The sequence below is a fragment of the Allohahella marinimesophila genome (genome assembly GCF_039538005.1).
In the GTDB taxonomy this organism is placed as follows: Bacteria; Pseudomonadota; Gammaproteobacteria; order Pseudomonadales; family Oleiphilaceae; genus Allohahella; species Allohahella marinimesophila.
In genome coordinates, this window is record NZ_BAABBO010000001.1 from 186719 (window position 1) to 205822 (window position 19104).

The following is a 19104-nucleotide window of genomic DNA, read 5'->3' on the forward strand; positions in this document are numbered from 1 at the left end:
CAGTCGCCGTCTCCCCAAATCGCTAAGCTCTTGGGGTCAAAGCCTAACCTTCCTCGTCGTCCACGTCATCAGCTTCTCGAGGTGCGTCGTTCAGCTTGAAGTCACCGGCATGAACGGCGGGGGCATACCCCATGAAGCCGCCCAGACCTTCGCCAGTTTCTGAAACGCATTGGCCCTGAATCTGATAGAGGGGCAGGCTGGTGCGTTGCGATTCTTTCGGTGATTCGGACCAGTAGGCTAGCTGGAACTGCTCGATTTTTGCGGTAGCACAGCCGACGGGCATACTGAGATGCGAGCCGACCTTCAACTGTCTGAAAGCCTCCTCCGCCGGCACCGTTTTCAGCATGACATTGGTAGGCCTGGCGCTCCGCCACATTCGGGTCACTCCGACGACGTCACCTCCATCACCCAGGGCGACGTAGAGCTTCGAACCAGGCCCTGTCACAGGAAGGTCACCCCACTGTTGCGGATAGCGAACCTCGATGCTGGTGGCAAAGCTCTGCAGTATCCTGCCACTCTTTGCCTCGAACTCGCTCAACATCGGTTGGTGAAAGCTGACCAGGTCGGGTTTCGCCAGCGCATCGTCGGGCAGCAGACCGTGCTTCAGTAGATATTCGGTGGCAATGACGAAAGCTTTTTCAGCTTCTGGCAAGCGGGGTTGCTCTTCGGGCACGGCGTGGAGTCTATGATCGTAGCGATAGAAGAATCCGCCAGAGGAATCGAACCCAGTCAGCGTCTGCTGGTCGTCAGTGCCCGCCCGAGTTCTCGTCGCCAGCTTGCCTTTGCCGTTTCGCATCAACTTGTCGTCGAGGCCGAGTCTGCCAGCAACATCTCTCAGATCCGCTGTTGGATCGTCAGAAACAAAAGTCGCCATCAGCGGCAGCTGGACAGGGACTTGGGGTAAGCTCGTAGCCAGTTCGAAATGCGGTGTCACCACACCAAGGTTTGATGTTCGAAAGACGGGCATGCTGGGCAGCGTGCCAGCTTGAGCAAGCGTAGCGGTAGAGGCGGATGCCTGAACTATTGTCGTCAGAACGGCCAAGCGAAGTTTTGAGGATGATCGATATGTCATGGGAGGTCTCCTTAACAGTTGTGGCTCCACTTCCAGCCAGTGCCATTGTTGGGTTGGTCGCTGCCGACAGAGCCTTCGCCCCAGAGGTGGTCGTTGTAATGACTTTTCACTTCGGCTATGATCATTTGCGTAGTGCCGCCGTTCTGGTCCGTACAGCCGCCGGATCCCGAAAACCAGGCGTCCTTCATCGTGTCGCCGCCGCCGTCAAAGAAACCCCAGTCAATCAACTCGTCTGCGAATTGACCACCGGTATCGCCGTCCAGCGGCGAGTCATGCCAGCCGATAAGTAGATGCAATCTGTTCAGGCCATTGCTATACCATGTGGCCACATTGTTGCCTGTATCGCGAAAGGTCATGGAGGTGTCGAAGGTCACCCATTCCACGTCCCTATCGCCCCAGCGTCCTTCGGTGCTGGTGAAAATGGTGCCTGGATTATTCGTGGTGAACTCCACCAGACCAACATTGCCGTGACCGCAGAAGTAGGAGAAGTCGGCATCGTCCGACCAGTCGCCATCGTCACCACCCGCGAGGTGATCACTCTTGAAGTCCTGCTCCCAGGCGTTATTGTCACTCCATCGGGTGCGGCCCCATCCTCCAGCGTCGCCAAATTCGTTAAACAGCCCGTCGGTGGTATGATCACAGCCAGGCAGGTTGCTGGAGGGGGAGGCGCTATAGTCCTCGATATGTTCAGCAAGCAGTTCCTTGGCCGCATAGGAGCTGCTGGCGGCCACGGCGCAAGCAAGCGCCACCGGAGCCAGCAAGCCAGTCTTTATCCCCAAGCTTCGGGATGAATGCTTTAATAGGTAGCTCGACATCGTCATCTCCTTTTTTCTGGATTTACTCCAGTGCTGCACTGGAGATGTCAGGGTGCAATAACTGAGGTATTGACGCTGTGAAAAAGAGCAGGGGGACAATGTGAAAAATTACCAGGTTGAGTCGACCAGCGAGGAGTCACCGATGAATTTGCGTCCTCATGTCCGAGCCGACGACAAGATCATGCTCTTCGATGGTGGCCGCATGCAGCTTGTCCGGTTCCGTCAGTGACATTGGCTGTACCACTATCCCTCCTCGACTGGGCGGGACGATGAGAATATGTGATATAGGCTCATGAATCAGGCGCTCTCATTATCTTCTGGAAGTAAGATGGACAAAATCCCGGCTAGCAAATCGACACTGTACTCTGACCCCACCGAAGCTGAGCGACTCAAGACTTTCGTCGCCAGCGTGACCGACTATGCGATTTACATGCTGACGCCAGAAGGGATTGTGAATAGCTGGAATGCCGGTGCAGTCCGATTCAAGGGCTACACGGCTGATGAAATCATTGGCAAGCACTTTTCGTGCTTTTACACCAGTGAAGATAAGGCACGAGGTATTCCGGCCAAGGCCTTACAGACTGCGGTAGACACCGGTCGCTTCGAGGACGAAGGCTGGCGTATCCGAAAGGACGGCACGCGCTTCTGGGCCAGCGTGGTACTGGACGCCATAAGGGATGATGCAGGATTGCTGCTCGGATTTACCAAGATCACTCGCGATCTAACGGATCGAAAGAAGGCTGCTGATGCTCTGCATGCCAGCGAAGAGCGCTTTCGTCTTCTGGTGCAGGGCGTCACCGATTACGCCATCTACATGCTCTCCCCCGAAGGCCAGATCACGAACTGGAACATGGGTGCCAGGCGCATCAAGGGTTACGACGAGAGTGAGGTGGTCGGCTCGCATTTTTCCCGGTTCTATACCGATGAAGATCGCCTCAGAAAACTCCCCCAGAAGGCTCTCGAGACGGCTAGGGTGGAAGGCCGTTTCGAGAGCGAGGGGTGGCGAATTCGTAAAGATGGTAGTCGATTCTGGGCACACGTTGTCATCGACCCGGTCAGCAATGACAAAGGCGAGTTGATCGGCTTCGCGAAAATTACGCGAGATATTACCGAGCGGCGGGAATCAGCCCTTGCGCTTGAAAAGGCCCAGAACGCTTTGTTTCAGTCCCAGAAGCTCGAAGCGATCGGAAAACTGACTGGCGGTGTTGCGCACGATTTCAATAACCTGCTGAGCGTGATCACCAATGGTATGGCTCTCTTGCGGATGAACGGCGTCGACCAGCAGAACCTGAGTATCGTGGAGAGCATCGAGCGTGCTGTGACACGTGGAGCCACTCTCACTCGCGAGCTGTTGACCTTTGCCCGTCAGCAGCCCCTGAAGCAGGAGCGGAACAATATCAATGCGATTATTCGGTCCTTTGAAGCCGTCTTGCGGAGGGCGAACACTGGCGCAGTCTCCTTGAATCTGGATCTTGGGGGCCATCTTCCGGATGTGATGATCGATGCAGCCCAGTTCGAGGCGGCTTTGCTGAACCTCATCGTGAATGCCCAGGATGCAACACCTGATGGCGGCACTATTGATGTTCGGACCAGGGTCGTCGCGCTCGATGTGAACGACGTTGGCACTCTGCCCGCGGGTCGATACGTAGCGATAACCGTTTCTGATACCGGGGTCGGTATGTCGCCAGACGTGGTCTCACGGGCCACCGAACCATTTTTCACCACGAAGGAGATTGGCAAGGGTACCGGGCTTGGGCTGAGTCAGGTCTATGGCTTCATTCAGCAGTCCAGGGGCGATATCAACATCGATTCGGCCCTGGGCAAGGGCGCCAGGATTTCGATCTACCTGCCGGCTTTGGACGACGCTATAGCCGCCGTGGTCAACAAGGACAAAGACCGTGAGAGCGTGCTCGTGGTCGATGATGAGCCTGACGTTCTGGCCATGGCTCAGCAGCTTTTCCAGAACTTCGGCTATGAGGTGTTCACAGCCAGATCAGGAGAAGAGGCGCTGGACATCCTTCAACGGACCACAAACATCGACCTCCTGTTTACCGACCTCGTGATGCCTGCGATGAATGGGCTCGAGCTCGGTGTGAAGGCCCGGGCGATGATCCCGGGACTCAAGATTGTGATCGCGTCCGGTTACACCGGTTTGGCCGATCTGGGCGCTAGTGACATCAGTCTTGAAGATTTTCAGTTCGTCTCGAAGCCTTACCAGATTTCGGAAATTATCAAGAATCTTCGCCTCGTCGACTGATCAAGGCGCCTGGCAGACTGAATTCAGCGGCAATCAGGCGTCCGCGGGCCACGGCTCGGCCCAGGCAGGCAGTTTATCAAGGCTATCGAGCCATGCGACGATATTGGAGAACTGTTCCAGTCGCATGTCGGCTTCACGCCAGTGGCAGGCCATGGAGGCCAGCGAAAAATCCGCAATGGTCAGTCTATCGAAGGCAATATGATGTCGACCGGCCAAATGCGTGTTCAGCACGCCTGCAAACTTCTCCAGTTCCGGCCGCTTGGCTTCCAGTTTGTCCAGGTTGGGTGGCCCCATCTTGAATTTTGGTTTGATGACATATTCGAAGTAGAACTGTCCGACCACTGGCGACCAGTGGCCTTCGTTCCAGCTCAACCAGCGCAGCAGTTCGACCTGTTCAGCAGGCTTACTCGCTGGCCACATCTCAGAACCGGCCTTGATGCACAGATGCGCCATGATGGCAGAAGATTCCCAGAGCACGAGTTCGCCATCGACCAGTGTGGGGGCCTTCATATTGGGGTTGAGGGTTTTATAGTCAGGGGCCTGCAGGCCGCCCTTGGCGACGTCGAGCCAGACAAACTTAGCTTCGATGCCGAGATGCTTTGCCAGTGCCACTACACGACGCGGCGCCTGTGCCTTGAACCAGTAAATCTTCATTGAAGTGCTTCCTGAAACGTTGTCGACTTTGGCATTGTTGATTTTGAAAGAAAAGCGCCGCTAGCAGGCAACTCCTGAACACAGTATCTTTGAAGCATCAGGAGGTGTCATGCGAATACTCATTATTTCAGCCATAGCGGTTCTATGCTCGGCCTGCGCGACGAATCAGGATTCTTCATCCACCGAGAGCCAGAGCGCCATACAGCCTGCCAGCGAGACCCTGCTCCAGCCAATGCCAATGCCTGGCGGCCCGTGGACCAGTTATTCAAGAGAACAGGGTGGAGTCTCCCAACACATGTGGACGGCTAATGAAGGTGCAGATGTCGTCAGATCCAGCACCTATCAAGGTGCCTCCAATAGCAGTGTCGAATTGGCGAAATCTACCGATGACCAGGCTGGCGCGCAGAAGTGCGAGACCTTCGGGTCCTCGAATGCCTCGCCAAGCGAGGAAAATGGCTATCCAACCATTACCTGGATCTCTTCCTGCCAGTTGAACGATGGCAGCGAGCGGCATCTGTTGAATAAGGTGATCTCCGGCAAGACAGCTCTCTACCACTTCGCCCGCAGCTGGAACGCCAGACCATCGTCGGAGCAGCTTGGCATCTGGAAGGAATACTTCGCCACCGTGCAGGTGTGTGATCCTGGAGCCAAGGCTGAAAATGCCTGTGGCTTATTCGGTACTGGTATTTGAGCGCTTCAACTGCTCGTGAATCCGGGCGTTGTTGATCGCCGTGGAGAGCGACGCGACATACCTCCGAATCCTGGCCAGATCCTCCTCATCGAGATTGAAGTACTCGTCGGCGCGAAAGAAACTGATAACCCCGATCGTTTCATGCTGGACGATCAGCGGAAGCGCCATATAGGCGGAAAACGGCTTGATCTCATACATGACCCGGTCGATGTCTGTGAAGGGAAGTTCCGGCGTGATTTTTGGAAAGTAGAAGGTTTCGCCCGTAGCGAAAGTGTACGAAGACGCGCTGTCTTCCCTTACGGTCGTGATTTCGAGAGCACACCACTTTTCGAGCAGCTCCTCGGTAATGACATCACCATACACCTTGTGGATATTCAGAAGATTCTTCTCCTTGTCAGCAAGCTGTATACCGACTGCTTCAAATTCGAATATGTCCTTGAGTCCCAGGGAAATGGCAGCAAACACTTCATCTAGATCCAGCGTCGTGGCTGTTGTCAGAATAACCTGATTCAGATGCGCAATTTCGCGCTCCCTTGCCCTGCTTTGCTCGAGAGCGTAGCGGGTCTTCCTGACCAAATATGCATTGTTGATGGTCGTGGCAATCGCAGCTACATAGCGTCCGATGCGATAGACGTCCTGACGGCGCAAGCTGAACGGCGCCTCGGTATGCACGAAGTTGATTACGCCGATGACCTTTTCCTGCACTTCAAGTGGGAAGATGGCGATACCCTTGTGAGGGTTCCATTCAAACATCTGGCGATCACGATCGGAGTAGTGCACGAGCAGTTCTGGCGTAACCGAATTGATGACCTTGATTTCGCTATCCAGAAAACTCCTGACGAAATACACCTCATCCCAGTCAATCGACAAGGGGTAGTTCTCGAATATCTTTCTGAGTTCCTCAGTGACGCCTTCGCCATACCAGTTCGTCACTTCAAGTGAGCTGGTTTCTGCATTGAACAGATAGATCGATATCTGGTTGAAGTTGAAGACATGCCGCAGGGCATCCATCACTTTTTCAATCACTTCGTCGAGGTTAAGCGTTGTATTGATGGCGACGAGCAGTGAATGTATGTCGGTCAGCTCCTGCCGCTGCTCATCGCTGTCGAGTGCAAGCTGATAGCGGAGCTCCTGTAGCTCCTGAATCAACTGATCTTTGGTCTTGTGAGCATCTTTCATGAATAAGGACAGCTTTTCTGGAGTGTGGTCCAGGCGATGGGCAGGCCTCCAGTGTAGCGTAACTTCGGACCGTCTCTTAACCATTGATATGAGACCAGCGTCACCCTGCAGAGGTCTACATCCTCTCAACACTGAGCTTTCTGTAAGATAGTTAATGTTATGTTCTGCTTTGTATTGCAAACTTGTGTAATGACATGAATGAGTCCTATCTGTCAGGACACAGGCTGACGGCCCTGCTGAAAGCTGCAAAGGTTATGGTTATGTCCCACGCACTACGAAAAGCCATCATCTATACCTGCCCGGAGCGCTCGGTCTATGTCGGTCGTCTTGAGCCTGTCCTGCGAAGAAGCAATGTAGTGTCGACGCTACTCGTCTCTCTCGATGATGAGATGCAGTTGGTCGATGACGTCACCAGACAGACCAGTTCGAGTAAAAGTTTTCTGATTCCCGCCGGTAGTGAAGTGACGATCAATACCCAGGGTGCGCGGGTAGCCATGAGCTTCCTTGACGACATGGACGCCGACCTGGCGCGTCTGATTCCGCTCATGAAGAAGGACGTGGTCTATGGTGGTCAACAGCGCATCTTCATGGGTATTCAGCATGAGCGATCCATTATTCAGGACGCTGAGTATTTTTCGAAGGAAAGGCCGTCGACTGAAGACGCCCTAGGCCAGTTTCATGACTGGATCGGCTGCAGCGCTGCGGCCACGCCATGCGACGAACGCATAGTCAGGACGGCGGCTCTGATCAGGGCGAACTCTGCGAACAATATTTCGGTGACTGAACTGGCTCGTCAGGTGAACCTGTCTGTTCCAAGATTGATACAACTTTTCAAAACAGCAACAGGCACACCCATTCGCCGATACCGTCTCTGGTGGAGAATACTCGCCACCGCTGAGCATCTCACCAAAGGCTATTCGCTGACGGATGCAGCCATTGCCTCTGGCTTCTGTGATTATGCCCAGTTCTCCCGTGTCTACCGCGAATTAACTGGCGGGAGTCCTGCCGCGGCGAAAAACAATACTGAAATCAGGGTGCTGCAGCCAGGCGAACAGTCCAATAAAGTAGCGCCAACCTTATCGATCGTGTCCTGAGTTGACTTACTGACCCCTCAAACTTTGCGGTAGAATGTTTTGACATTCAACAATGCTGACTCTGTGCTATGCCACACGCTTCTCATAAATCGCTGATTCTGGTTCGTGCTGGAATTGGTCGAATGTTTGTCGCGCTGCTTCTACTGATACACGGTGCACCGGCTCAGGCCGTTGAGCTGATTACGGGTGATGAGTATGCACCCTGGGTCGATGGACAGTTGCCCGGAGAGGGAATCGCCGTCGAGCTGGTTCGAGAAGTATTCGAGTTGGTCAGTACAGAATTGGTCTCGGTTGATGTGAAACCCTGGAGCCGCGCGCTGTACGAAACACAGCAGGATCTCTACGACGCGACCTTTCCCTTCGTCCGCACCCCAGAGCGTGACCAGATCTTTCTGTTCAGTGCGCCCCTGTTTACAGTGCGCAATGTTCTGTTTTCCCACATCAGTGCGCCGGCATTTCGCGACATAGACAACTTGAAAGGCAAGACGCTCTGGATACTCCATTGAGGAGGTGAACATACTGTTGGCACAGGTTCCGTTCGAGGTGCTTCGGCCCAATGGAATTGGTAACTGCTTTCGCATGCTGATCCGGCGGCGCGTCGATGTGGTATTGACCAGTGAGTCGGTTGGACTACACGAAATGAAGTCGATGGATGACAGCGGAGCGCTGGCCATCAAGATGGAAGTTGTTCCAGACATTGCAGATGAAGTAACTCTGCATTTGCTTGCTCCAAAATCCGATCCGACCAGCCTCGCGTTGATACGCGAATTCAATGCTGGGCTGAAACTCTACGAATCACGTGGGCTCCGGCAGAAATTGTACGAGCGGCGTTTGCGCGGGTTGTCAGTACGATGACCGATAGCCTGCAGCGAACGCGGTATTGGGTTCCTATTTACTGTAGTTGACTAATCAAGGACTGAACTCTCTTCAACTCTTCGTCATCGATCTTCAGATAATCAGCATACACCAGGGCGCCAAGGGCGTTTGCGACTTCTCTTTCTTCGGCAGCATCGGTCAGCGCGTCCAACTCAATTATTTCGTAAATTTCCTCTCGAGTCTGTCTGGCGTGATTGAAGAGGTAGCTATCGAGGACGGGCAGGATGCCTTTGTGGCGACTCACATACCATGCCCACTGGCCTAGTGCTGCGGATCTGAGGGACTTATCGGGATGGACTGACATGGCCGCAAGAAAGTCTTCGATGTCCACGTTATAGGGTGAATGTTGACTGGTGTTGAGATCAGCAATCAAATCGACCAGACGCATTTTGTAATCGATGTGGAATTCAGTGTGATCTCGCTCAACCAAAGTGACGATCAGTGCTGGATCCTTCAAGTCAGCATCCAGAATCAGATCGTACATTGCCGAAGCGACCCTGGTGTCGTCAGATGAAAAGAACAGGCGCGTAATAAGTGCCCGCCCTTCTTGTGAATCACTGATGTCCCGGAGGAAGGCCTGTACTGAGCGCTTTTCGTCCAGATCCAGTTCATGAGACTGATAGTCGAGTAGCAGTTGGGTTAGTAGTTGAGACAATGACTCAGCATGACTTTCGGCCTGAGCTGTAGCCTGGCTCTCAGGGGGCGACAGTTGGCTGTCTACCCTTGAGCTGGCAGCCGATGTCGAGGCAGCCGCAGGCGGGGGCAGGAACGTCGACGAGGATTGTGAGCCCCGCTTCGCCGGGAACTCAAGAGACCTCACCACGTACAGCGACAGGGCCAGGATAGCCACTGTCGCCGCAACGAGCAGCGAGGTTCTGTGCTTTCTCATCCAGGCAGTGCTCAATGTCTGCATAGGGCTGACCTGACCCGCTGCGTGTGAAGCCCCTGACTATTTCGCCCGGATCGTCAGGGATACCAGTGCATCCTTGCAGCTCGAGGCGCCTGCGCCATGAGTCTTCATATCGCCAGTCTCACCATCTCTGCCAAGAATCCCTCCAAACAGGAATCCAGCTTCGTCACTATTGCTCACATAGCCAAAAGTAGTGGTGTTATCGGGTGCATTGAATCTACTGTTACTCACTGCGTCGTCGAAGGACTGCGACAGCAATACCATATCCCCTTTTCTGCCAGACACAGATGGAAACAGACTGTCGGCATTCTTGTCACAGCCTCGATGCGCCGAGTCTCTTACAGGGTTGCTGGTGTCGGCGCCGCGCAAGGTCGTCATAAAAGCCCACCCCGGCTTGCCATCAGAATCCTTGTTGAGGTTGAAACTGTAAGAGCCTGGCTCATTGGAGCCCGCCGTCTTGTAGACTATGACCTGCGCCAGATCGCGGCCGCGGTATCTGTTTTCGAACCGGTCGCAGAACCTGCCGCTTTCACTGGTGCAATCCGCCACAGTAAGACACTGGTAGCCATTATCTTCCTTGTAGCACTCTGCCGCGCGCTTCCAGCCGGATACTTCGAAGGGTAGGTGATCGTCGGTGCGATGGAGGACGAGTACCTGCAAGTCACCGGCTCTTGTGCCTGAGGGGCGATCGATTCTGACGTTCTGGCCATTGCTGTCCCAGACTTCAGTCGTAGCTATATGCTGGATCCCGTCACTGGACCCGCCGGCGTTTGATGAGCCTTCGTTTTGTTCCAACTGTTGCAGAAACCTTGGCAGGTGTTCCGACATTTCGTCGTAGGTGGCGTAGCCGCTGTTGGGCTCATAAAGATAGCCCAGGCCATTGGTCACTGTCTCAAAATCATCGATGTTTGCACCGGCGTCATCTGCGATCATGAACTGCCAAGGAGCGCGGCTGCCAATGATAAGCTCGTACTTGTCCTCTTTGTTACCGGTGCTCTCCCCGTAATAGGCCTTGTTCCTCAACAGGTTCGTCCAATAGCTCCGATTTGCGGTTTTGACTACACCTAGCACGGTCGCTTCGATACTTTCATCCCTACCATTACCGGTGACCAGCCAGGCATCCACATTGGCTTCTGCGAAGGCATCGAGCCACCGAGGCGCCGTTCTCCCGACCGTGAAGTCGGAATCAATGTCGATGGTGCTGTCCCAGTCCAGGACAATGGTCCCGTTGAGAGCCCTGATGTTTTCCAGAACGCGAACCAGCTCATCAGAACCAGTGTCCCCATCGCCGCCAGATGATCCCACCGAGGTTCCGGTAGACCACAGGGATTCGCCGTTGCCACTATAGAGCACCAGGGCGGCATCATCCTGCATGACGAATCGTTCGCCATTCGTACGTGAAGTTCTGGATGACCAGACCGCCGAACCTTGTGCAGTCCGAAGCACCAGATTTCCGTCACTCTGCAAAGACAGTCGAACACCGCCCTTGCCATGGGTGCCGGAGGACCAGAGCGATTCTCGAGTCGCCCAGTCCCGTAGCACGAGATTACCGTCGCCTTGTAAGTAAAATCGGTATTTGCCGTTGTCAGAAGATAAATACTCATCTGAAGTCAGTCTTTCGCCAACATTCAATGTGTTGGCTGCCTGTGCCAGGTGGCTTGTAAGCATCAGCAGCAAGGCGATCTGCCATAACCCGAAACGGTTCGTCATGTGTTTTCCTTCAAGAACAGTGGTGCAAACCCGATTGTTAGCTGAAGGCGAGACTAGATGTACTGGTCAGCGCAATACCTGAACTTTCTGATGATCACCTTGGAAGTGTGAACAGGGTCACCAGTTTCCGTATCGAAACCAGCTGCAATGTTAAGTAATGTCAATGGCGCTCAGGTGAGTCGAGCAGAAGTAACCCGTCACTTGCCGCAGCTTGAGACCGAGTAGCGGGCTACGCAGTCTCAGCCCGCACGAACCGTCGCACAGACTAGTATGGGGGGAGTGCAGTCTCCGACATATTATAGATGCAGCAGCAATCACGGCCCTTTGCCTTGGTTTCATACAGGGCCTGGTCAGCGTAGCTGATCAGCATTTCATAGGCTTCATCGCCAAGTTGAGGCACCGTTGTGGCGATACCCTGGCTCACCGTTAAGCGAATCTGCTCCTCGTCAACCTGGAACAGGTTTTGATCAAGATTCTGCTTGATGCGTATGGCAACGGATCGGGCGCCATTTTCTTCTGTGTTTGGTAACACGACCGCGAATTCTTCTCCACCATAGCGCACTATCATATCGGCAGGTCTGCAGACAGCATCGGAAAGGTGACGCGCAAGAAAGCGCAGACAGTCGTCGCCGACCAGATGCCCAAAGCGGTCATTGAATGATTTGAAGTGATCGATATCGATCATGATGATAGAGAGTGGATGTCCATCTCGTTTGGCACGCTTCCACTCGATGGCAAGTTGCTCGGTGAAATATCGTCGGTTATAGACGCCCGTGAGTGGATCGGAAGATGACAGTTTCTGCAATTTCTCATTGGCCTCTTCCAGCTCGAGCGTACGCTCCCTGACTCGCTGTTCGAGGCCCAGAGTGACTTCGAGTCGCGCTTGCTCAGTTTCTTCCCGAAGGACCTTGATCCTATACGCCAGTGCGAACGACAACAGGACCAGCTTGACCAGCGAGCCGATTTGCTGGCCATTTTCAGTCATGAAATTCAGCGGAATCAGTCCAAATTTATTCAGTATCAGCAAGGCACTTCCGAGCAACAGGCTGGCAAAGGCAAGGCTGTATAATCGGGCTGGTTTGTAGCCCCGATGCCATACATAGAAGCCGGACACAGAGGCCACGATAATGAAGCCGAATCCGAGCATGGCGGCGGTCTTGATGACATGTTCATAGGGCAGGATCAGTGCGAACACTGTTACCGCCCCAGCGGCTCCTGAGAGGCATGCAAGAATGTAATAGAGGTAGGATGAATAAACCCGAAGGTTGAGAAATCGAATCGTGAACCACGCGCCGGCGAAAGAGGTTAGCGCGACGAACATTCCAGTCATTCGGTCCTGCATCCATGGCGAGTCTCGCCAGATGAACTGGTAGGAGAACCCATGCATGCTGTACTGGAAGCCGCCTATGCCAAGCACCAGAAGGACGTACAGAAGATAGGTGCGATCCTTGGTCGAGAAAAACACGAACAGGTTGTAGAAAAACATGATGGCAATGATGCCAAAATACATGCCCTGTACCATCAGGAAGGTCTGTTCGGTCTGCAGCAAGGCTTCCTGGGTTGTGATGGCCAGTGGCGCCTGAACAGCACTGGTCGTGCGAATTCGAATGTATAAGGCGATCCTGCTGTCAGGCTCGATCAGCAGGGGAAACAGGAAATTGCGGTTTGCGATTGGGCGCTCGTTGAATGGATACCTGTCGCCAGTTCGATAGTGAGCGAGCTGACGATCTTCTTGAAAGGCATACACCTCGATGTCATCCAGCAAGGGATAGCCAAGACTGAGTAGCCACCTGACATGGTCGGTTGAAGTGTTGACGATATGGCTGCGGAACCAGTACGTATCGGGAGAAAAGCCAAAATTGGGGTTTTCCGTGTCGGTCGCGGTCCAGCTGAACTCACTGGAAGTCCGGATCACCTCAAGGGACAGTTCCCTATCTGCAGACACCAGGTATTCGAAGTGCTGTCCCACCGGGTAGGGCAAGGTTTTTGGTGGCAGCTCTATAGTGGTAGCCGGACTGTCGGCCCATGCGCCGGATACAAAAAAAGCCACGAACCAGACCAGTAGACAGGTCAGGTCACGCGTTCTGTACTTTGTCATCATCTGCTTTCAGCCTGTAATGGCGCTGCACACCCACTGAGGGCACGTCGTAGCCTGCCCAAGAAATGAGCAGAACCATATTGTCAAAAGTGTAGGAAGACTGTAGCAGTTGAGCACGTGGCTGCGATTTTTAGCTGAGCTCATTTTGAAGTACTGTCGAAAAGCTGACAAACCTGAAGGCGCGAGTTGCTGGCAACGGCCGAAGTCATTGCCTCAATAGTCGTTGTGCAATTTATCGTCCAGACCCTCGAAACCTCTGGCCACCGTCGTATGACAATCGCCGGAAACAAAGTTTTACAAAATTCATCTGCACCTCACCAGATATTCATTGAACCACGTCTAAACTTTTCGAAATTGCCGTGCAAGCTTTCACTAAAAGGACGGCGTTTATTGGTTCTATCTGGAGAGCTAGCGTGGGTGATGAGGTAGTGTCGAGGCGAAGAACGAGCCGAGTAGTTGGCTTTACATTGGCAGTTATCGGGCTGTTGCCCACTTTGGCCATGGCCAGCCACTTTCGAGGTGGATCCATCACCTGGCAGGGACTTGAGCTGGATGGAGACGGGCTGCAAAACGACGTTGAGGTAACGGTCAAGACTGCGTGGCGACTGAACGGTGAAAACCTGCCTATGCCAACATCTTCTCCGGCATTGAGTTTTACGCAGGTAGGGTCGAACGATATCGTGAATCTTAACACTGGTGCCGCTGACGGCCAGTACACGCTGGTGACTCAGGTGTTCCGGGCCAAGGACCTCAACCTGCAGACTGCATACAAGGTCCGGTATTCCAGCTGCTGTCGGATATCAAATCTTCAGAACAACTCTGGTGGCAACTGGGATATTCAGACCATCATCAATCTCGCCAACGGCAATCTGCCACCGAAAATCGATTTGCCGATTATCTTCGAAGTACCGCAATTGCAGCAGGATGATTCGCCCCTGGCGAATTTCACCTTCGACACTGGCTCCACCGATCCCAATGCTGACAAGCTGAAGTTTCGCCTGGCCAATCTGGAGGAGCTGGGTGGAAGTAGTTCTGTCCAGCCACAAGGTTTCTCGATCAATCCCAATACTGGCGAGGTGACCTGGTCTGGTTCTGGCAGCCTGCCTGCAGGGCTATATAGCGCCGGGGTAGTGGCGGAGGATGTCGACTCAAACGGCGTGAATAAGTCGAAGTCTCATGTCGATTTCATTCTTTATCTTCAGCCGAAGAAAGCGGTTACCTTCTCTACGTCCAGTAACATTCCTGAGACGAGAAACGTCATCGTGGAGAAAGGCAGCACTTACACCTTCGAGGTGAACGGTACTGCGATCGAGACGACCAGCCTGGGTAACGTCAGGGGTGCGCTCACTGAAACTGGAACCGAAGGCGAGTTTATCTTCGACCCGCTCAATCTCGATCCAGCAGCCTATCCTGTGACTTTTGAAATTCGTGATACGAGTGGTGCAACGACTAAAAGCTATCTGATACTGAACTTCATTGTGCCAGATCCCGACGCACCCAGAATTGTGAACCTGGAAGCAGACCGAACAGTGTATAGCGCGATAGTGGACCAGATCGTTGACCTGAATGTCGATGCTGTCGTCACTGATGCCAATAACATCGATTTCGATGGCGGTGTTCTCAAGTTCAATGTCTCTTTCACAGATGGAGAGAGCGAAATACTGAGTGTGGCCTCTGCTGGGACCGGTTCCGGACAGATCAGCCGAACTGGTAATGAGATCTTCTATGAAGGTGTGAAAATCGGGCAGATCGATGCAAACGAAGACGGCGTTGGTCGAGCACTTCGAATCGCTCTGGTTGGGGCGAATTCCACTCCAGCCGCACTGACAGAACTGGTTCGCAGCCTGACTTACGAGGATACCTTTTCTTTGCGTACGAGCGGTGACCGGAACCTCTCGCTGTTCCTGCAGGACAAGGATGGCAAGTCGAACTCCTACAACTTCTATGTGGATGTTCAGGATCACCCGAGCCGCCCAGTAAATGGTGGTCCTGTCGGTGCATCCAATTCCCTGATCATCCCCGAGGGCGGCACCGCAACGCTTGGTACAGAGGATCTCAATTTTGCCGATCCGGATACCCCTCGTAGTGGTATCACACTCACGGTATCGAACGTGGTGAACGGTCAGTTCGAGTCGACCAACCAGCCCGGTGTAGCTGTGACGTCCTTTACTCAGGAAGCCGTGGATCTCGGGCAAATTCGCTTCGTTCACAATGGCGCAGAGACAGCTCCAAGCTACGATGTGTCGGCTTCAGACGGTACAGACGCCACTACGCCTGCGCCAGCCAGTATCCAGTTCAGCAACACGCCTGACGCCCCGGTGATTTCTGGCACGCCGGCGACGACTGCTTCTTCTACTTATAGCTTCGTGCCAACAGTGACGGATGGCGATGCTGGCGAGGTATTGACCTTCTCAATCGCCAACAAACCTGCCTGGACAACTTTCAATACAGCTACAGGGGAATTAAGCGGAAACGCGGCAGCGGCAGTACCTGGAACGTTTCCCGGCATAGTCATCACGGTAACAGACTCAAGTGGGCTTTCAAGTTCACTGCCAACGTTCTCAATTACGGTCACGCCTCCGGTAGATACTGATGGTGATGGTGTGCCTGACGATGTCGAAGTCTCGCAGGGCACAGACCCTGGATTGGAAGACGAGTTCAAGGATACAGATGGGGATGGTATTCCGGATTACGTTGAAACCGTAGTCGATCAGACAGATCCGAATGACGACGAGAAGTTCAAGGATTCGGACGGCGATGGCGTGCCTGATTACGTCGAGATCAACAAGGACAGCACAGATCCTCTGGATGCTGGAAGCTTCCTCGATACAGATGGGAATGGTGTGTCTGACTACGAACAGGTGTTCAGAACTGACAGACAGCCACCGGCTATTGTTGCACCGCCAGAAGTGACCATCAATGCCACTGGTCTGCGCACTAAGGTGACCCGGGATCAGCTAGAGGCCCTGGGGCTGGCTACAGCCTCCGATGGTCGGGACGGTTCGAGTTGCTGTTCACCCTATCCACGTTCGATAGTGGATAACGAGCCATTCTTTCCGCCGGGGCGCCACAAGATCGTGTGGGCTGCTCAGGATGCGGCTGGCAACGTCGGTGTTTCGGAGCAGATTCTCAACGTCCTGCCTCTGGTGAGTCTGAGCAAGAGCCAGACTGTGCCCGAAGGTGCGAAAGCAGAGATCAAGGTCATCCTGAATGGACCAGCGCCGAGTTATCCTGTAACGGTGCCGTATTCCGTAAGTGGCACAGCTGCTGTGCCGCAGGATCATGATCTGGTGAGTGGCGTTGCTGTCATTGCATCCGGTCTTCAGACGACAATACCCGTCAATATCCGTCTGGATGCTGCTATTGAGGCTGACGAGACAGTGGTGGTTACGCTTGCGGGCGAAAATAATCGCGGGCCGGCAAATCAGACTGTTCTCACCATTAGCGAGCGTAACATTCAGCCCGCAGCGTCGGTTCGTGTCATGCAGGGTGGCTCTAATCGCCTGTTGCTGACTCGAGATGGTGGACCGGTCGTCATATCTGGAGATGTCAAAGATGCCAATCCCCAGGACGTGCATGTGTTCGAATGGGACACTGGCGAACTGACCGTCCTCGAACAGAACGCACGGACCGTGACGCTGGATCCTGGCAGCATGGCCTTGGATACTGTCTATCCCGTTCTGCTCGGTGTGGCAGACAGCGGGCAACCTGCACTTATCGATACTGTTCTGGTCAACCTCAGAGCTGTTGACACCTTGCCGGCACTGGCCGCTGGTCAGGACAGTGACGGCGATGGCATCTCGGATATCGATGAAGGCTATAGTGATAGCGACCAGGATGGCATTCCCGACTATCTCGACAGCGCCGCGCTCGATTGCAGCGCGATTCCAGAAGATACTGCCGACAGTCAACGCTACCTGATGGAGAGCGATCCAGGCAGCTGTATAAAGCTTGGTGTGTATTCACTGCTGGCTCAGTCTGGTGGTAGCCTGATAGACCGGGCGCTTGAAATTGGCGATGGTGGAAAACTGCGCTTGCCAGCAGACCCGGCAGCCGAAAACGTCGGTGGGATATTTGATTTCACGATCGATGACATCGCTGAGCCAGGTCAATCGGTTCGTGTTGTGATCCCACAGCGCGCTGCGATTCCTGCCAATGCTTTCTACCGAAAGTATCTGCCATCGAGCGGTTGGCAGGATTTTGTTGAGGATAGCAGGAACGATATTGCTTCTGCGCCCGGTGAAGCAGGTTTCTGCCCACCAGCCGGTAGCGATCTGTACCAGTCAGGTCTGCTGGAAGGTTTCTGGTGCGTACAGTTGACCCTGCAAGATGGTGGGCCGAACGACGCTGATGGCGATGTGAATGGTGTTATTGCCGACCCGGGCGGTGTTAGTGTCCTTCCTGGACTCACTAGCACCGGCCGACTGAAGACCAGTGGTGGTAGCGGTTCGCTGGGCGGAGAAACAGTAGCCATGCTCTTCCTGGGTGGGCTTGCAGCGGTACTTCGACGTCGTCGGGCAGCTACTCAGTCGAGGCCTCTGTTCAAAGGGGCAGCAGCGCCTGTTGCGGTAGCGCTCGCCGTCAGCTGTTCGGGGGCTTCTGCAGAAACAGCCGAGACTGTGGCTTACGAACCGGGCAAGGTATTTCTCAGTGCGGCTCTGGGCTATGCCGTTACGCCAATCAGCGAATCGGACCTGAGAGCGCGATACAATGACAAGGGTTATAACGCCAATGTGGACTCCACTGAAGATGCACGCTTTGCCTACGACTTTGGAGGTGGGTACCACCTGACCGACAACATCGCCCTGGAACTGGGGTATCTGGACCTCGGCGATGTTGAAGTCGAATTCGACTCAGCACAGATCGATCGAAGAATCGCGAGGGTGCATCCTGAGTCCGGGCATGGCGTAGTGACTTCAGTGGCTTACCGCCATGCATTAACTGAACGACTCGGCGTTGGCGCCAGATTGGGTATATTCTTCTGGGAAGGCGACTTTGATACTGATCAAGGTAGTGTTGATGTGTCCAATGTCGATGATGACGGGCGTGATCTTTTCTATGGGTTCAGGGGAGATTACCGTATCGACGAGCGCTGGACTGTGAAGGCCGAATTCCAGCGCTTCGAATTCAGTAGGGATCCGAGTTACCTCCTTTCTGCCGGAATTGAATTCCGGCTTCCATCGCCTCGATGAGGGAGCTATCAGTGATTCGGAGAACGCTTGGAGTGTGGCGTCGAATTCTGATGGCTTGCGGGCTGGCTGCGCTGAGTGCGCAGGCCAGCTTCGCCGAAACGATTTCGACCGTGAGTATGCGTCCGATCGAGCGCTATTCTTCAGAGAAATGTCTCGTTCTCGAGGCGAATAAGCCAGTGCAATGGGCGTTCAGGTCGCCGTATTCAGTTAACTTCAACGTGCACGTACATACCGACGAAGGCACTGTATATCCGGAAAAGGATGACGCTGTGACTTCGGGAAGTGGGACGCTGTTAAGTCAGGAGACTGTTGAACACTGCTTCATGTGGACTGCCACGGTCCCGACGACTGATCCATGGGCGATCGAGTTTTCGATCACCCAGTGATGTTTGCTCAGTGCTTCACGCTCATCGTGATATCTGCCGTAAACACCTTTACGCCTGTCTCATCATAAGCCGCTACCGGCACCACGACTTCTCCGGCCTTGGTGAAGTCGACTTCTTCAGCATGGGTCACTACCTTCAAATCTGTCTTTGCCTTGGCAAGCTAGCGCACG

At 54.0% G+C, this 19104-nt stretch carries 14 protein-coding genes and 1 pseudogene; 7 read left to right on the top strand and 8 right to left on the bottom strand.

Going from position 1 to position 19104, the window contains the following annotated elements:
- Positions 1–43: 43 nt before the first annotated feature.
- Both ABD735_RS00860 and ABD735_RS00865 read right to left on the bottom strand, forming a co-directional pair.
- A complete protein-coding gene (locus ABD735_RS00860) occupies positions 44–1072 on the bottom strand; it encodes a hypothetical protein (RefSeq protein WP_344802320.1) in 1029 nt (342 codons plus the stop codon).
- An 11-nt stretch (positions 1073–1083) separates the two neighbouring features.
- Entirely contained in the window at positions 1084–1887 is an 804-nt protein-coding gene (locus tag ABD735_RS00865) for a DUF6345 domain-containing protein (RefSeq protein WP_344802322.1), read from the bottom strand.
- Positions 1888–2215: 328 nt separating this feature from the next.
- Here ABD735_RS00865 and ABD735_RS00870 point away from each other — a divergent pair, with 328 nt between their 5' ends.
- Complete coding sequence (locus tag ABD735_RS00870) at positions 2216–4144, top strand: hybrid sensor histidine kinase/response regulator (RefSeq protein WP_344802324.1); 1929 nt, start codon at positions 2216–2218, stop codon at positions 4142–4144.
- Between the two features lie 33 nt (positions 4145–4177).
- On the opposite strand, the gene ABD735_RS00875 is transcribed toward ABD735_RS00870, so the two are convergent.
- The gene (locus ABD735_RS00875; protein ID WP_344802326.1) at positions 4178–4798 is read right to left on the bottom strand and encodes a glutathione S-transferase family protein; all 621 of its coding nucleotides are present in this window, start codon (positions 4796–4798) and stop codon (positions 4178–4180) included.
- Positions 4799–4907: 109 nt separating this feature from the next.
- On the opposite strand from ABD735_RS00875, the gene ABD735_RS00880 reads away from it, so the two are divergent.
- Complete coding sequence (locus ABD735_RS00880; protein ID WP_344802328.1) at positions 4908–5489, top strand: hypothetical protein; 582 nt, start codon at positions 4908–4910, stop codon at positions 5487–5489.
- Here the strand turns inward: ABD735_RS00880 and ABD735_RS00885 are convergent.
- On the bottom strand, positions 5469–6668 hold the full coding sequence (locus ABD735_RS00885) for a GAF domain-containing protein (RefSeq protein ID WP_344802330.1): 1200 nt from the start codon (positions 6666–6668) through the stop codon (positions 5469–5471). The genes ABD735_RS00880 and ABD735_RS00885 overlap by 21 nt on opposite strands.
- Positions 6669–6928: 260 nt before the next feature.
- On the opposite strand from ABD735_RS00885, the gene ABD735_RS00890 reads away from it, so the two are divergent.
- The 3 genes from ABD735_RS00890 (at position 6929) to ABD735_RS00900 (ending at position 8617) form a co-directional block, all read left to right on the top strand.
- Entirely contained in the window at positions 6929–7762 is an 834-nt protein-coding gene (locus tag ABD735_RS00890) for a helix-turn-helix domain-containing protein (RefSeq protein ID WP_344802332.1), read from the top strand.
- 122 nt (positions 7763–7884) lie between these two features.
- Complete coding sequence (locus ABD735_RS00895) at positions 7885–8268, top strand: substrate-binding periplasmic protein (RefSeq protein WP_344802334.1); 384 nt, start codon at positions 7885–7887, stop codon at positions 8266–8268.
- Positions 8269–8284: 16 nt separating this feature from the next.
- Positions 8285–8617: a hypothetical protein gene (locus tag ABD735_RS00900; RefSeq protein WP_344802336.1), complete on the top strand. Its 333-nt coding sequence runs from the start codon at positions 8285–8287 to the stop codon at positions 8615–8617.
- Positions 8618–8654: 37 nt separating this feature from the next.
- Here ABD735_RS00900 and ABD735_RS00905 read toward each other — a convergent pair whose 3' ends face one another.
- The 3 genes from ABD735_RS00905 to ABD735_RS00915 form a co-directional block, all read right to left on the bottom strand.
- Positions 8655–9527 carry a hypothetical protein gene (locus tag ABD735_RS00905; RefSeq protein WP_344802338.1) on the bottom strand — a complete coding sequence of 291 codons (873 nt, stop codon included), beginning with the start codon at positions 9525–9527 and terminating at the stop codon, positions 8655–8657.
- Between the two features lie 60 nt (positions 9528–9587).
- Positions 9588–11258, bottom strand: a complete 1671-nt coding sequence (locus ABD735_RS00910) for a hypothetical protein (protein ID WP_344802340.1) — start codon at positions 11256–11258, stop codon at positions 9588–9590.
- Between the two features lie 265 nt (positions 11259–11523).
- The gene (locus ABD735_RS00915; protein WP_344802342.1) at positions 11524–13359 is read right to left on the bottom strand and encodes a sensor domain-containing diguanylate cyclase; all 1836 of its coding nucleotides are present in this window, start codon (positions 13357–13359) and stop codon (positions 11524–11526) included.
- A 410-nt stretch (positions 13360–13769) separates the two neighbouring features.
- Between ABD735_RS00915 and ABD735_RS00920 the strand changes: the two genes are divergently transcribed.
- Positions 13770–18548 (top strand): cadherin-like domain-containing protein, encoded by a 4779-nt coding sequence (locus tag ABD735_RS00920; protein ID WP_344802344.1) that lies wholly within the window; start codon positions 13770–13772, stop codon positions 18546–18548.
- 11 nt (positions 18549–18559) lie between these two features.
- Complete coding sequence (locus ABD735_RS00925) at positions 18560–18934, top strand: hypothetical protein (protein ID WP_344802346.1); 375 nt, start codon at positions 18560–18562, stop codon at positions 18932–18934.
- A 7-nt stretch (positions 18935–18941) separates the two neighbouring features.
- On the opposite strand, the pseudogene ABD735_RS00930 reads toward ABD735_RS00925, so the two are convergent.
- Positions 18942–19082, bottom strand: a pseudogene (locus ABD735_RS00930) (DUF4442 domain-containing protein); the annotation flags it as partial.
- Positions 19083–19104 lie beyond the last annotated feature (22 nt).